Source organism: Nesterenkonia sp. CL21, assembly GCF_031705515.1.
Lineage (GTDB): Bacteria > Actinomycetota > Actinomycetes > Actinomycetales > Micrococcaceae > Nesterenkonia > Nesterenkonia aethiopica.
The window spans coordinates 125,190-138,973 of the sequence record NZ_JAUTWR010000008.1 but is presented as its reverse complement, the minus strand read 5'-3'; the positions used below and the strand labels follow the sequence as shown (position 1 = coordinate 138,973).

Annotated in this window: 12 protein-coding genes; 4 read left to right on the top strand and 8 right to left on the bottom strand. The window is 70.7% G+C overall.

Annotated features, from left to right (window positions below):
- Nucleotides 1-134: 134 nt before the first annotated feature.
- Together Q7C18_RS12470 and Q7C18_RS12465 are read right to left on the bottom strand one after the other, a co-directional pair.
- The gene (locus Q7C18_RS12470; protein ID WP_311025655.1) at nt 135-782 is read right to left on the bottom strand and encodes a GntR family transcriptional regulator; all 648 of its coding nucleotides are present in this window, start codon (nt 780-782) and stop codon (nt 135-137) included.
- Nucleotides 706-2,100: an MFS transporter gene (locus Q7C18_RS12465; protein ID WP_311025654.1), complete on the bottom strand. Its 1,395-nt coding sequence runs from the start codon at nt 2,098-2,100 to the stop codon at nt 706-708. Before Q7C18_RS12465 ends, Q7C18_RS12470 begins: the two co-directional genes overlap by 77 nt.
- Before the next feature lie 168 nt (nt 2,101-2,268).
- On the opposite strand from Q7C18_RS12465, the gene Q7C18_RS12460 reads away from it, so the two are divergent.
- The 3 genes from Q7C18_RS12460 (at nt 2,269) to Q7C18_RS12450 (ending at nt 6,611) form a co-directional block, all read left to right on the top strand.
- Nucleotides 2,269-3,510, top strand: coding sequence for an amidohydrolase family protein (locus Q7C18_RS12460; protein WP_311025653.1), 1,242 nt, complete (start codon nt 2,269-2,271; stop codon nt 3,508-3,510).
- Complete coding sequence (locus Q7C18_RS12455) at nt 3,510-4,997, top strand: chlorohydrolase family protein (protein WP_311025652.1); 1,488 nt, start codon at nt 3,510-3,512, stop codon at nt 4,995-4,997. The genes Q7C18_RS12460 and Q7C18_RS12455 overlap by 1 nt, the downstream gene beginning before the upstream one ends.
- Before the next feature lie 234 nt (nt 4,998-5,231).
- On the top strand, nt 5,232-6,611 hold the full coding sequence (locus Q7C18_RS12450) for a DUF3100 domain-containing protein (RefSeq protein ID WP_237089971.1): 1,380 nt from the start codon (nt 5,232-5,234) through the stop codon (nt 6,609-6,611).
- A gap of 167 nt (nt 6,612-6,778) precedes the next feature.
- Here the strand turns inward: Q7C18_RS12450 and Q7C18_RS12445 are convergent, their stop codons facing one another.
- The 6 genes from Q7C18_RS12445 to Q7C18_RS12420 form a co-directional block, all read right to left on the bottom strand.
- Entirely contained in the window at nt 6,779-7,609 is an 831-nt protein-coding gene (locus tag Q7C18_RS12445) for a SurA N-terminal domain-containing protein (RefSeq protein WP_070161346.1), read from the bottom strand.
- Between the two features lie 114 nt (nt 7,610-7,723).
- Nucleotides 7,724-8,056, bottom strand: coding sequence for a DUF202 domain-containing protein (locus Q7C18_RS12440; protein ID WP_070161348.1), 333 nt, complete (start codon nt 8,054-8,056; stop codon nt 7,724-7,726).
- On the bottom strand, nt 8,056-8,433 hold the full coding sequence (locus Q7C18_RS12435) for a YidH family protein (RefSeq protein WP_085437264.1): 378 nt from the start codon (nt 8,431-8,433) through the stop codon (nt 8,056-8,058). The genes Q7C18_RS12440 and Q7C18_RS12435 overlap by 1 nt, the downstream gene beginning before the upstream one ends.
- A 194-nt stretch (nt 8,434-8,627) precedes the next feature.
- A complete protein-coding gene (locus tag Q7C18_RS12430) occupies nt 8,628-9,917 on the bottom strand; it encodes an MFS transporter (RefSeq protein ID WP_311025651.1) in 1,290 nt (429 codons plus the stop codon).
- 107 nt (nt 9,918-10,024) lie between these two features.
- Nucleotides 10,025-11,482 carry a benzaldehyde dehydrogenase gene (locus Q7C18_RS12425; protein ID WP_311025650.1) on the bottom strand — a complete coding sequence of 486 codons (1,458 nt, stop codon included), beginning with the start codon at nt 11,480-11,482 and terminating at the stop codon, nt 10,025-10,027.
- A gap of 85 nt (nt 11,483-11,567) precedes the next feature.
- A complete protein-coding gene (locus Q7C18_RS12420) occupies nt 11,568-12,800 on the bottom strand; it encodes a 4-hydroxybenzoate 3-monooxygenase (protein ID WP_311025649.1) in 1,233 nt (410 codons plus the stop codon).
- Between the two features lie 131 nt (nt 12,801-12,931).
- Between Q7C18_RS12420 and Q7C18_RS12415 the strand changes: the two genes are divergently transcribed.
- Entirely contained in the window at nt 12,932-13,723 is a 792-nt protein-coding gene (locus Q7C18_RS12415) for an IclR family transcriptional regulator C-terminal domain-containing protein (protein WP_311025648.1), read from the top strand.
- Nucleotides 13,724-13,784 lie beyond the last annotated feature (61 nt).

Genomic DNA, 13,784 nt, shown 5'->3' with positions numbered 1-13,784 from the left:
GTGTGGTGCACTTCATAATGACAGTGGATGGAACATCACAAAACGATAAGTTGATTATGAATGACCCCACAGATCCTTATGTTTAGGAGCTCGATCCCCGCCAGATCCGCGGCTCCTGTTCGTGCCGTCGCCGCTCAGCTGCGGCGGGCCTGACGTTCGCGGTGCTGATCCCGGCTGGTCTGGGCGTGCTCGACCACCAGCCGCTCCAGCAGCTCCTCGTCCCGGGAGGCGAGCGCCTCGAACAGGCCGCGGTGCTCCTGGGTGACCACCAGCAGGTCATCATGCTGGCTGAGCATCCAGCGGACCCGGCTCTGGATGGTGCCCCACAGCTCTTGGAGGTGGGTGTTGTCAGCCAGTTCCACCACGGTGGAGTGAAAGGCGGCTGCGGCACGGTGGGCGGTGACGGCGTCGCCGGCCTGGGCCGCGGCCTCCCCGTTGACCAGGACACGCTCGAGGCGCGCCAGTCCGGCATCGTCGTGGCGCCGGGCGGCCGAGGTGAAGGCCAGCGTGTCCAGCGAGGTGCGCACCTCCTCGAGCTCGCGCACATCACGTTCCGTGAACTCACGCACGATGGCCCAGGTCCGGGGCCGGGGCGTGATGAGACCCTCGGCGGCCAGCAGGCGCAGGCCCTCGCGGACGGGCACGCGGCTCACGCCGAGCTCGGCGGCCAGCTCGCGCTCGACGAGCCTGCTGCCGGGCGGGCGCTCACCGTCGATGATCTGCTCGCGCAGCCGGGTGGCCACGCGCGTCGTCTCGGACTCTCTGTTCTCGGGCTCGGCCATGGATCTCATTGTTCCACTCCGCGTCTGCTGGGTCCGCCTCGGGAATGCTCGTCTCCGCGCCGCCCGTCTTCGCATCGGCCGCCTCCTGCGACTCGCCCGGCGGCGGCCCGTCAGGCGCCACCTCATCATCCAGAGAGTCGGGCGAGGAGGCCCACCAGGCGACGACGGCCATGGCCAGGGCCAGCACGATGAGCCCCACCAGCGGCACGGTCCAGGTGCCGGTGCGCTCCAGGACCACGCCGATGGCCAGAGGGCCGAGGGCGGCGAAGACGTAGCCGCCGGACTGAATGAATCCGGAGGCCCGCGCGGTGACCTCCGGATCCCGGGTGCGGGCGGTGATCAGCGCCAGCGCCGAGGGGAAGGAGAACCCGCCGATGGCCAGGCAGATCGCCCACAGCCATGGGGTGGTGGTGGGGGCGACCAGCAGACCGGTGTAGCCGACGGCGGAGATCAGGCCGTAGCCGACGAGCACGCTGCGCACATGCCAGCGGCGCACCACGATCTGGGGGGCGATGAAGCCGCCCGGGATGCCTCCGGCGACGATGATCGCGACCATGGCGCCGGCGGCGACAGGGTCCAGGCCGGCGTCGCGGTAGATCCGGGCCAGCCAGCCGAAGTGCGTATAGGCGTGGAGGGACTGCAGCCCGAAGTAGAGCAGCAGGATCCAGGCCCCGGACGAGGCCGTGATGCGACCCACGGCCCCGGAGGCGCCGCGGTTCTGGGTGGAGGCGGCCGGGACGCCGCCCAGGCGCCGCAGGGCGGCCCAGGCGATGAGGGCGACCAGCGGCAGTCCGGCCCACACCCCCAGACCCAGGCGCCACCCGCCGACGTGCTCGGCCAGGGGTGCGGTGAGCAGGGCTGGGACGGAGGCGCCGAGCCCCAGTCCCACCATGAAGACGGTCACCGAGACGGCCTGGCGTTCGGGGAAACGCGCTTTGGCGAAGACGGGCAGCACCACGTTGCCCATCGCCATGCCGGCGAGCGAGAGCGTGGTGAACGCCGCGAAGCCCCACCAGCTGTCCACCAGCACCCGCAGGCCCAGCCCGGTGCCGATGGCCGCCGCACAGATGGCCAGGGACCAGAACAGACCCAGCCGACGCAGCAGCAGGAAGGAGATCGCCCCGAAGACCACGAAGGCGGCTCCGGGCAGCGCGGTGAGCAGTCCGGACTGCCACCCCTGCAGCGCGAAGGCAGCTTCGACCTCGGCCAGCACGGGGCCCAGCGACGTCGCGGCGGGACGCAGGCACACGGCCAGCAGCGCCAGGGCCAGGACAGCCAGGGCCGTCGCGCCCCGTCCGGGTTGCGCGTCAGTTCTCATGCCCGCCTCCTGATCCTGTCACCTCAATATCGTGCCACTCCTGTTTGGTATACCATAATACGTGGACGTGATTTCTCCCACTCCCTCGGCAGGTCGCCCGAGACTGACCCTGTCAGCTCCACCGACGCCGTCGACGCCCGACATCACCGACCATCCAGGAGACAGCGGATGACCACCCGATTCACCGACGTCAGACTCTTCCCGCGCACCCCCGACGAACCTGCCGTCGACCTCACGGTCCAGGACGGCCGCATCGCGGAGATCATCCCGGCCGGGACCACTCCCGCCCCCGACGGCGCGGAGATCGTCGACGGCGGCGGCCGCGTCCTGCTTCCAGCCCTGGGCGACGTCCACTCCCACCTGGACTCGAACCGCCTCGGGCAGACCTTCCTGCCCCACACCGCAGACGGCACGCTGCACGGCTACATCATGAACGACCGTCGCAAATGGCGCGACGGCGAGCGCAGCGTGGCCGACCAGGCCTCCTACGCGCTGGCGCAGATCATCGCCTCCGGCGGAGTGCGTGTCCGCTCCCACGCCCAGGTGGACTCCGACTGCGGCCTGGAGCGGTTCCACGGCGTGCAGGAGGGGCTCTCCCGGTACACCGACATCATCGACCATCAGATCGTGGCCTTCCCCCAGGCCGGCATCCAGCGGGAGGCCGGCGTCGTCGACCTGCTCGACCAGGCGCTGGCCGAGGGCGCGGACTTGGTGGGCGGCCTGGACCCCGTCCTCTATGACCGCGACCCGGTCTCCCACCTCAACGTGGTGTTCGGGCTGTGCGAGAAGCACGGTGCGGGCGCCGACATCCACCTGCACGAGTCCGGCACCGCCGGCATCTTCTCGATGGAGGAGATCGCCCACCGCACCCGGGAGCTGGGTCTGCAGGGCAAGGTGACGATCTCCCACGCCTTCGCCCTGCACACCAATCCGGACAAGGAGGTGGCCCGCGTGGTGGAGCAGCTCGCCGAGGCCGGCGTCTCGCTGACCACGGTGGCCCCCTCCATCGGCTCCCTGCCTCAGAGCCTGCTGCGTGAGCACGGGGTCGCGCTCGGCCTGGGCGAGGACGGGCAGCGTGACCACTGGAGTCCCTACGGCGACGGCGACCTGCTGCGCCGGACCTGGCAGCTGGCCTTCACCAACGGGTTCCGCCGCGACGCCGACGTCGAGGCCTGCGTGGACATCGCCTCCCGCGGCGGGGCGATGGTCATGGCCGGAGCCCGCCCCGAGGGCGTGAGCCTTCTCGACGACGCCGAGTTCGGCCTCGCCGTCGGCGCTCCCGCGCACTTCATCCTGCTGCAGGCCGACACGGTCACCGCGGCGGTCATGGACAGCCCTGCCGCACGTGATGTCTATTCCGCCGGCCGGCTGGTGGCCTCTGGCGGCGAGCTGATCGGAGGTGTCCGCTGATGATCACCCGCATCCACGCCCGGTTCGTCATCGGCTACGCCGACGGCGACCACTGCCTGATCCCCGACAGCGAGCTCGTCCACGACGACGCCGAGATCCTCTTCGTGGGCCGTGATTGGCCGGGCACCCCCGACCGGGAGATCGACGCCGGCCACGCCGTCATCTCCCCCGGCTTCATCGACCTCAACGCGCTGGCCGACATCGACCACGCCCTGTTCGACTGCTGGCCCGACGCCTCCCGGCTGCTGGGCCTGGCCTGGTCCGAGGAGTACCTGCACGATCACGGTCCGCGCTTCACGCGGTCCCAGGAGAAGTTCCGGCGCGAGTTCGCGATCAGCCAGCTGGTCCGCAACGGCATCACCACGATGATGCCGATCGCCGCCGAGACCTACAAGGAATGGTGCGAGGACTACCAGGACATGGCCGACACCGCCGAGGCGGTGGAGGCGCTGGGCATCCGGGCCTACTTGGGGCCCAGCTATCGGACCCATGTGCCCTACACCGACGGCACGCAGATGCTGCTGCACCGCAACGAGCAGAAGGGTCTGGACGGGCTGGACGACGCCGTGCGGTTCATCCAGGACTACGACGGCGCCGCGGGCGGACTCATCCGCGGGGCGCTGCTGCCGGCACGCATCGAGACGCAGACCGAGCAGACGCTGCGGCTCACCCGGCAGGCGGCCGACGACCTGGACGTGCCGATCCGTCTGCACGCCGCCCAGGGGATCCAGGAGAACCGGGAGATGATCGCCCGCACCTCGCGCCGCTCGCTGCCGCATCTGGCGGAGATCGGCTTCCTGGGCGAGCGCACGTTCATTCCGCATGCCTGGACCCTCCCGGGACACCTGCACATGCCCGAGGACCTGTGCCGCCCCGAGCATGGGGCGGGCGGGGACAGCATCGATGACCTGGCGCTGCTGGCCGAGTCCGGGACCTCGGTGATCTTCTGCCCGATCCCCAGCGGGCACTACGGCTCCGCGATGGACAGCTACGAGTCCTACCGGCAGCGCGGGGTGCGGGTGGTGATCGGCACCGATTCCGCCCCGCCGAACATGGTCCGCGCCCTGGATCTGGCGATGGCCATGACCAAGACGCTGACCGGCCGGGGCCCGGCGGCCCAGCCGCATGACCTGTTCCGCTCGGCCACCCTGGACCCCGCCCGCGCCCTGGGCAGGGAGGACCTCGGGCGGCTTGCGCCGGGCGCGCAGGCGGACTACTTCGTGATGGACCTGACCGGCACCCATGTGGGCCCTCATGCGGACCCGGTGCGCACTCTGGTGATGAACGGCGACGGCCGGGACATCACCCGCGTGGTGGTGGCAGGACGGACCATCGTCGAGGACCGGGAGATCCTCACCGTCGACGACGGCGACTACCTCCCGCGCGCCCAGGAGTTCCTGGACGAGTACATCGCTTCCCACACGGTCAGCGACCATGCCGGACGGAGCCTGGAGGAGCTGCAGCCGCCGAGCTTCCCGATCCGCTGAACGCCGCGCCTGAGAGGGCGCTGCTCCCCTGATCGGCGCCGTGGACCGGCGCCGCCGTACGGGTCGGCCCGGGAGTCTCCCCCTGCTCCCGGGCCGGCTCGTCCGCGTCGCGACGCCGCGCCTGCTGTTGAGCGACAGAACCTTCTCACTCTGTGAAACGCCTCACAGCAGCTATTGACGGACGTCACACCGCTCCCTATGGTTTTGGTATACCAATTCACGCGGGAGGCTTGAATGCAGACCACCGGACACCACACCGAGGCGGCATCGGAGGCCGCCGCCGTCGACCCTCCGCACCAGAGGCACTCGCGCCGCTCCTGGATGTGGGCCATGGGACTCGGCGTCGGCGTCTCCGCGGCCGCCGTCCTCATCGGCACCTATGAGCTCACCATCGGCCTCGCCGCCATCGTGCTGTTCCCGCTGCTGTGGGCAGTGCTGATCGGCGCCGTCGTCGGACTCCAGCCCTGGCGCCCCGTCACCGGGCCCACGCGAGCCGTCAGCGAACTGCTGATCCGGGTCGGCATCGTCGTCTTCCTCGCCCTGCTGGGCACCGGCATCGGCCCGTCCCTGCCGGATCTGGTGGACATCGGACCCGCCATCGCCCTGCAGGAGCTGGGCAACGCCTTCGGCACCGTCATCATCGGCATCCCGGTGGCCGTGGCCATGGGCATGGGACGCGTGGCCATCGGCGCGACCTGGTCGGCCAACCGTGAGTCCTACCTCGCCTACGCCATCGACAAGTGGGGCGTCCGGGCACCCGAGTACCAGGGCGTGTTCGGCGTCTGGCTGCTCGGCACCGTCTTCGGTGCGGCCTTCATCTCGCTGATCGCCGGCATCACCGGCGGCCTGGAGATCTTCGACCCCCGCGCCCTCGCCCTGGCCTGCGGTCTCGGCTCGGCCTCCATGATGCTCGGCGGCGTCGGCTCGCTGACCGTGCTCTACCCGGAGATGGCTGGCGAGATCATGGCCCTGGCCGCGATCTCCAACCTGGTCACCAACATCGTGGGCTTCTACATGGGCGTCTACGTGGTGCTGCCCTTCGCCCGCTGGTTCTACCGGGTCTGGGTGAAGGTCCTCGGCAAGCAGGAGGCCGACGCGCGCAGCATCGCCGCCGAGCCTGTCCCCGCCCCGGAGGAGAGCCCGGCGCGGGCGAAGAAGCCGCAGGACCCGCCGCCGCCGACGACCATCGCCGCCTGGGTGGCCGCCTTCATCTTCACCGGCGTCGCCGGGCTGCTGATCAACTGGCAGGGCACCGGCGAGCTGAACCTGACCGGCATCATCGGCATCACCATGGTCACCGGGCTCTCCGTGCTGGCCTTCCTGCTGGCCCGCTACACCCGAGGGGTGCCGGCGAGCATCTGGGTGCTCGGCATGGCGACCCTGGCCTCGGCGCCGTTCTTCCCCGGCTCCGAGTTCCTCGTGGCCATGACCCAGGACCTCAACGTGCTGCTGGTCGGCCTTCCGCAGATCGCACTGCTCGGGCTGAGCCTCGGCCGCGACATCGATGGGCTGAAGAAGATGAGCTGGAAGGTCGTGCTCATCGGGTTCCTCACCCTGGGATCTGCGTATCTGGCGGCAGCCGTCGTCGCGCAGTTCGCCCTTCCAGCCGGCTGACCGGCGCAGGCGCATGGCGCGCCACGACGCACCGATCGGTCGATCCGACGGGATCTGAGCCTCACAGGCCCGGTGATCTCGCCGGATCGACCGATCGATGTGTGTCAGCCGCACCCGAGGCGGGTCGGCGATGTGGGTGAGTCTGTGACGCGGGGTGAGTCAGCGACTCAGAGGTGAGTCTCCACGTCGGCGTCCTCGCGGAGCTCGTCCACGTGGGCCTGGGCGGCCTCACCCTGCTTCTGGCTGGTCAGCTGGTCCTCGAGCTCGTCCTTGACGTCCTCGAACTCCGGGGTCTCGGGGGCCTCGCCCTCGGCACCCTCCTCAGCGCCCTCCTCGGGCGGGGCCTGCTGACCCACGGACTGGTCGTAGTAGTCCCGAAGCTCCTCCTCGGAGGGCTCCTCGACGTCGATGTCCTCGATCACCTGGTCGATGAGCACCTGGTTCTGGGCGTCCTCGCGGAGCTGCTCCTCGTCCATGCCCTGCTCCTCGTAGGCGGCGATGAGGTCGTCCACCGACTCCATGCCGGACTGCTCCGCGGTATCCTCCAACAGCGCCTCGACGTCGTCCTCGCTGGCCTCGTAGCCGGAGTCCTCCGCGTCCTGGATGAGCAGCTCGTTGCCGATCATGGACTCCAGGGACTGCTCCTTGATGGCGTCCTCGTCCGGCTCTTCACCGCTCATCTGGGACTGCATGACGGCCTGCTGGAACTGGCTCTCGTAGAAGGCCGCGAAGTCCTCCCCGGAGATCTCCTCCCCGTTGACCTCGGCGACCACGTCGGGGATGTCCGAGGTGTCCGGCTCGGGCATCTCGCCCTCAGCACCGGCCTCACCCTCGGCACCCTGCTCTTCAGCGCCCTGTTCGGCACCCTGCTCTTCGGCGCCCTGCTCCGCCTCGGCGGTGGTGTCCGCGTCGGCCCCCTCCTCGGGGGCATCGCCGCAGGCCGCGACTCCGAGGAGCACGCCGGCCAGGGCACAGCTTGTCAACAGCTTCTTGGACATGACAAGCACCTCCTGATCGTGGATGAGCGGGCAACGTAGCACACGGGACACAACACGCAAGCCAGGCCCCATCCAGCCTGCCACCAGACTCGACGCCGGACGTTCAGGGGGCGTTCAGGCCCACAGCACCGCGAACAGACCCAACACGCCCAGGGCGACGACGGCACCGGTAGTGCAGAGGACCGCCACGACGTCGGCCTCCACCTTCTCCTGCTGGACCCCGCGGGCCTGGCGCCGGTAGCGGACCCGCTGGGTGAGGTAGATGCCGGCCGCGACACCGGCGCAGACCAGTGTCAGCAGCAGGGTCCACAGCCCGTAGTGCGGCATCCAGCGCAGGAACACCGCTCCGATGAGGGCGAACAGCAGCATGGTGCGGCCCCAGGAGAGCACTGTGCGCTCCGGCTGGAGTCCGGGGTCGCCGTGCAGTGCGGCCGGGGTGGACGGCATCAGCTGATGACCACCAGCAGGATCACCACCGCCATCGCCACCCCGGAGGCGAAGCTGAGCACCGGGATGATCAGCGGCATGGGCAGCGGACGACGACGGCGCAGGCTGCGCTCCACATGCAGCCAGCGGGCCGCCGCCCCAAGGCTGATGAGCAGCCCGACCCCGATGGTGAGCACGGAGATGATGGTCCGGTAGGGGTCGGCGAAGACGTCGGCGGCGAACGCCTCCAGGGCGATGCCGCCGGCCAGGAAGGCCAGGGCGGTGCGGATCCAGGCCAGGAAGGTGCGCTCATTGGCGAGGGTGAACCGGGGGTCCGGCTCCTCGCCGTCGGCGAGCAGCTTGGACTCCAACCATCCGCGATCCGTGGACTCTGCCATGCGCTCCTCCCTGCCTCAGCACCGCGTCGATGCCGCTTCTGCGAAGGCCTCACCCGTCGGCTGCGCCACCACGAGTCTGCCACGTCGGCACTCGAACCCTTGGCGCCCCACCCCTTGGCTCCGGAGCGGTGGTCGGAATCCAGGCACTGAAGCGACGTTTAGGGACAATTGCTCCGGTGGCAACGCGGCAGAAGTCACCGGCCCCGGGCCACCAGCGCGGCGGCGAGCACTGCGCAGCCGGCATAGGTCCCGGCCGCGGCCAGCCACCCGGCTCGAAATCCTCCCGTGGCGCCGATCAGCAGCCCCATCACGAGCGGGCCCAGGGTGAATCCGGCGAACATCCCCGCCGTGGCGATCCCGGTGGCCGAGGCCATCTTCTCCGCGGGGATGCGGCGCAGCAGCGCCCCCATGATCACCACGGAGACCCCCAGCGCCGAGGCCCCGTGCAGCGCCACGGCCAGCCACAGCAGCGCTGCCCATCCGGTCGCCCCAGCCAGCAGGAACGTCCCGGCCCCGGCGAGCGCCATCAGCGCCAGGGCGAGCAGCAGCCTCGGTGCAGAGGCGCCGCGCGACATCACCCGGCCCCATCCCACGCGGGCGGCCACCCCGATCGCGCCGGCGGCCGCGGCGGTCATGCCGCCAGCGAGCAGACTGAACTCCAGCTCCCGCACCGCGAACAGCGGCAGGTACACGTTGGTCGCCTGGACGCCCAGCCCGTTGAGGAAGCCGAAGAGCGTCAGCGCCCACACCGCACTCGGCAGGCGCGATCTCGACGGCGCCCCTTCCGGTCCCCGGCCTGTGGCCGGTGACGCGCCGGGCGCCTCCGGCGTCGCACCCGGGGAGGCCGAGGTCGGCCTGGAGCGACCAGGATCGGGGGCGCTCAGCGGCGGTGCCGCTCGCAGGGCGCGGAAGGTCAGCGCCATCAGGCCCAGGGCCAGCAGTACAGAGAGCAGGGACGCGCCGCGCCAGCCGATCCACACCGCCAGGGCGGGGAAGGCGAGGCTGGCGGTGAGCTGGCTGGCCTGCACCCCGGACTGCTTGATTCCGGCCCAGCCGATGCGCCGGCGGGCGGGCACGCGCTGCAGCAGGATCCTGTTGGTGACCCCGTTGGGGAAGGACTGGGCCAGCCCGGAGACCCCGGCGGCCACGAGCACTAGGACGTAGCCTCCTGGCACGGCGGCCAGGCCGAGGGCGAGCGCGGCAAGCACGAAGATCAGGCTCATCAGGACACGGTCGGAGAGCCGGTCCGAGAGTCGGGCCAGAGACGCGTTGCCCACGGCGGCGCAGGCGAAGCAGACGGTGGCGAAGAGTCCGAACTGGGCTTCGGTGATGCCGAGGTCGGCGATCACCAGCTCACTGGTGGCGCTGAGCCCGTAGAGCAGCACCGGGCCGATCCCGACCGCACCGAGCAGCGCGGCCAGCAGCCCGATCCCCGGACCCTCGCGGCCCGATGCGCCCACCTGTGACGGCTCGCCTCTGCTCACCCGCGCCTCCTGACGTCTCCTTGCCCCTGCTCAGAGTACGCCGGAGCCGACGACGACGGCGGCCTGGCCGGCGTCGGGACCAACGGCGTCGGGACGGAGAGACGGCGTCAGAACGGGTACTGGGCGATCTCCGGACGCAGGGTCAGCCACTGCAGCTCGGTGAAGGACTCGATATTGGCGGCCGCGCCTCCTACCCGGCTCCCGTTGCCGGAGTCGCCGACGCCGCCGAAGGGGGCATAGGCCTCATCGGAGACGGTCTGCTCATTGATGTGGATCTTCCCAGAGGCGAGCTGGTCGGCGATTCGCATGGCCGCGCCGACGTCGCCCAGGATGGAGGCGGAGAGCCCGTAGGCGCTGCCATTGGCCAGGGCGATGGCCTCCTCCTCGGTGCGGAACCGCATCACCGGGGCCACCGGCCCGAAGATCTCCTTCGCCCAGGCGGGGCTCTCCTCGGTCAGGTCGGTGAGCACCGTAGGCCGGTAGAACGGTCCGTCATGGGTGCCGCCGGCCACCACGCGGCCGCCGTGGAGCACGGTCTCCTGGACGATGGAGTCCACCCGCTTGAGCTGGTTCTCATCGATGATCGGCCCCAGGGCCACCTGCTCCCGGGCCGGGTCACCCACCGGCAGGCCGTCGGCCTTCGCGGCGAGTCGCTCCAGGTAGTCGTCATGGATGTCCTCGTGGACGAGGTGCCGCCCCGTGGTCATGCAGATCTGTCCCTGGTGCATGAAGGAGCCGAAGGCCGCCGCGGCGACCGCCCGGTCCAGGTCAGCCTCGGGGAGCACGATCATCGCGTTGTTTCCGCCGAGTTCCAGATGCGGCCGCTTCAGCAGCCGGGCGCAGGTCTCCCCGATGCTGCGGCCGGCCTCCGTGGAACCGGTGAAGGCCACCACGCGCACCTCCGGGGCCTCGACGACGGCGGCGCCGGTCTCTCGGCCGCCGGGCAGCAGATGCAGCAGCCCCTCGGGCAGGCCGGCCTCCTCGAAGATGCGGGCCAGCACCACACCCCCGGAGACGGAGGTGCGCGGGTCGGGCTTGAGCAGCACGGCATTGCCCAGCGCCAACGCGGGCGCCACGGAGCGGATGGAGAGGATCAGCGGGAAGTTGAACGGGGCGATCACGGAGACCACTCCGGCGGGCCGGCGCCGCGCCTGGGACCAGCGATCCTCATCGGTGGCCAGCACCTCACCGTGCGGGTGGGTGGGCAGCGCGGCCGCCCCGTGGCACTCGTCAGCGGCGATCTTGGCCTCCAGCCCGCCCTTGGGCGGGATGGCGCCGGTCTCGGAGACGATCCAGGAGCGGATCTCCTCGGCGTGCTCCTCGAAGAGCCGTCCGGCCCGGCGCAGCACGGCAGCCCGCTCCCGCGGGGGTCGGGCGGCCCAGTCCTTCTGCGCGGCGGCGGCCGCGCGGGAGGCGGCGAGCACGTCCTCCCGGGAGGCGGCGCCCACGGCCCCGAGGGTCTCGCCGGTGGCGGGCTCCCGGACGGTGATCGTGCCGTCAGAGCCCTCCGTCCAGCGCGTGGAGTGGATCTTTCCCGTCCAGGTGGTGGAGTCCAGCAGCGTCATCGATGCCTCTCTCTCGTGGTGGTCTGCCCGGTGGTCTGTCCCGTGGTGGGTTCTCAGGTGGTCAGGTCGTCAGGTTCTCAGGTCGTCAGGCGTCGGCCCAGCCGGTGTACGAGTCCGCGAAGTAGGCCTGCCCGTGGACTGATCCGGTGATGGCGTCGAACTCACCGCGGCGTCGCTGGTGGGCGAAGGGATCCTCCCCGGGCCGGCGGTGCAGCAGGTTGGTGGCCCACCATGAGAAGTTCTGGGCCTTCCACACCCGGTCCAATGCGGTCTTCGAATAGCGGCGCAGGGGTTCGGTGACAGTCTCCGGGTCGACGTCGGCCGCGCCCTCGACGCCCTGCCTCAGGCCGGTGAGGAACTCCTCGATGCGCGGCACCAGGGCGCGGACGTCGGAGAAGGCGAGGTTGAGCCCCTTGGCACCGGTGGGCGGCACGGTGTGCCCGGCGTCGCCGGCCAGGACGAGCCGCCCGTGGGTCAGCGGGTCGCAGACGTAGGAGCGGAAAGGCAGCACCGTCTTGTCGATGATCCGCCCGCGTTTCAGCGCCACCACGTCCTCGCCGCCGAGCACCCGCTGGATGTGGTCGAAGATGGCGTCGTCGCTCCAGTCCTCGGGGTCGGTGTCCGGATCGCACTGGAAGTACATGCGGGTGATGTCCTCGTTGCGCTGGGAGATCAGCGCGAAGCCGACCTCGGAGTTCGCATAGATCAGCTCCGGGGCAGTAGGCGGGGCCTCGCAGAGGATCCCGAACCAGGCGAAGGGGTAGGTGGTGCGGTAGTCGGTGCGGACGTCATCAGGGATGAGCTTCCGGCACATGGACCGGGACCCGTCGGCGCCGACGATCAGCTCCGCCTCGATCCGCCGCGCCTCGCCGGCGGCATCCGTGAAGGTGATCGCCGGGGCGGCGCCCTCGAGCCCTTCGACGGCGGCGTCGTCCACCTCCCAGTGGATCTCGCCGCCCTCGGCCTGCCAGGCGGTCGCCAAATCATGGAAGACTTCGTTCTGCGGGTAGAGCCACACCGAGCGGCCCACCAGGGCCTGGAAGTCGATGCGGTGCTGGACCCCGTCGAAGCTGAGCACCGTGCCCTCGTGCTCGTGACCCTCGGTGAGCACCCGGGAGCCGATCTCGGCGTCGACCAGCATGTCCACCGTCGGAGCCTCGAGGATACCCGCCCGCTGAGTGGCCCGGATGGTCTCCTGGCTGCGGCGTTCGACGACGGCGACGCTGATCCCGCGGCGCGTGAGCAGCAGCGCCGTCATCAGGCCGGCCGGCCCGCCGCCCACGATGCCGACGTCGACTCGGCTGGTGTGTGCGCTCACTGGTTCTCCCTGCTGATCTGGTCCTGCTGATGTGTTCTGGGACACGATCAGTGTGGCGACGGCAGGGGCGAGACACCAGGAGAATCCCATTGAACAGGACTCGCCCACGGCATGGGCGATACCCTGATCCCATGGCCAACTCTCCCAGCGGCGATGCCGTCCTGGATCGCCTGATGCGGCTGTTCGCCGCCCTGGAGGAGCAGCCGGCCCAGACCCCGGGCGACCTCGTCGCCGCCGCACGCCTGCCCCGGACCACCGGATACCGGCTCATCCGGGAGCTGCGCACACGGGGGCTGCTGGCGCTGACCGACGGCGGGGAGATCGTCGTCGGGCGCCGGGTGTGGGAGATCGCCCAACACGCCCCCATCCACCGGGAGCTGCGCAGCGCGGCGCTGCCGTACATGCAGGACGTCAATGCGGTGGTCCGGCAGACCACCCAGCTCTCGGTGCTCGCCGACGACGGCGCACTGATCGTGGAGCGGCTCTCCCGGCACGGCGCCGTCGCCAACCCGGCGGAGGTGGCGACCACCATGCCGGCGCATCTGACTTCCATGGGACATGTGCTGCTGGCCTTCGCACCTCAGCGCACCGCCGAGCGCTGGTGGGCCGAGCACGGAGACCGCGCGGAGGCGGCCCGGCCGGAGCTGCGCCGGGAGCTCGCCGAGGCCCGCCGGCGGGGCCACGCCCTGCTGGTGGGCGTCATCAACACCGAGACCGCAGGGCTCTCCGTGCCGGTGCTGGACCCTCGCGGACGCGCACTGGCCGCGCTGACCGTCGTCGTACCGCGGGACTCGCCCGAGATCCCGCAGTTCCTCATGGCCTTGCAGACCGCCGCCCGCGGCATCAGCCGCGCCATGCCCCAGCCGACCGTGCCATTGAATGAGACATCCGTGGTGCGGGCCCCGGAGAGCCCCGCAGACTGAGGACGCACCCGTCCCCACCGGCGTCCTCAGGGAGCGCCCGGTCTCACCTGCGAAGGAGCGG

What these genes read in the sequence shown, in the direction of transcription:
- Q7C18_RS12470 (WP_311025655.1), bottom strand. Translation starts at nt 782, where the DNA reads ATGGCCGAGCCCGAGAACAGAGAGTCCGAGACGACGCGCGTGGCCACC.
- Q7C18_RS12465 (WP_311025654.1), bottom strand. Translation starts at nt 2,100, where the DNA reads ATGAGAACTGACGCGCAACCCGGACGGGGCGCGACGGCCCTGGCTGTC.
- Q7C18_RS12460 (WP_311025653.1), top strand. Translation starts at nt 2,269, where the DNA reads ATGACCACCCGATTCACCGACGTCAGACTCTTCCCGCGCACCCCCGAC.
- Q7C18_RS12455 (WP_311025652.1), top strand. Translation starts at nt 3,510, where the DNA reads ATGATCACCCGCATCCACGCCCGGTTCGTCATCGGCTACGCCGACGGC.
- Q7C18_RS12450 (WP_237089971.1), top strand. Translation starts at nt 5,232, where the DNA reads ATGCAGACCACCGGACACCACACCGAGGCGGCATCGGAGGCCGCCGCC.
- Q7C18_RS12445 (WP_070161346.1), bottom strand. Translation starts at nt 7,609, where the DNA reads ATGTCCAAGAAGCTGTTGACAAGCTGTGCCCTGGCCGGCGTGCTCCTC.
- Q7C18_RS12440 (WP_070161348.1), bottom strand. Translation starts at nt 8,056, where the DNA reads ATGCCGTCCACCCCGGCCGCACTGCACGGCGACCCCGGACTCCAGCCG.
- Q7C18_RS12435 (WP_085437264.1), bottom strand. Translation starts at nt 8,433, where the DNA reads ATGGCAGAGTCCACGGATCGCGGATGGTTGGAGTCCAAGCTGCTCGCC.
- Q7C18_RS12425 (WP_311025650.1), bottom strand. Translation starts at nt 11,482, where the DNA reads ATGACGCTGCTGGACTCCACCACCTGGACGGGAAAGATCCACTCCACG.
- Q7C18_RS12415 (WP_311025648.1), top strand. Translation starts at nt 12,932, where the DNA reads ATGGCCAACTCTCCCAGCGGCGATGCCGTCCTGGATCGCCTGATGCGG.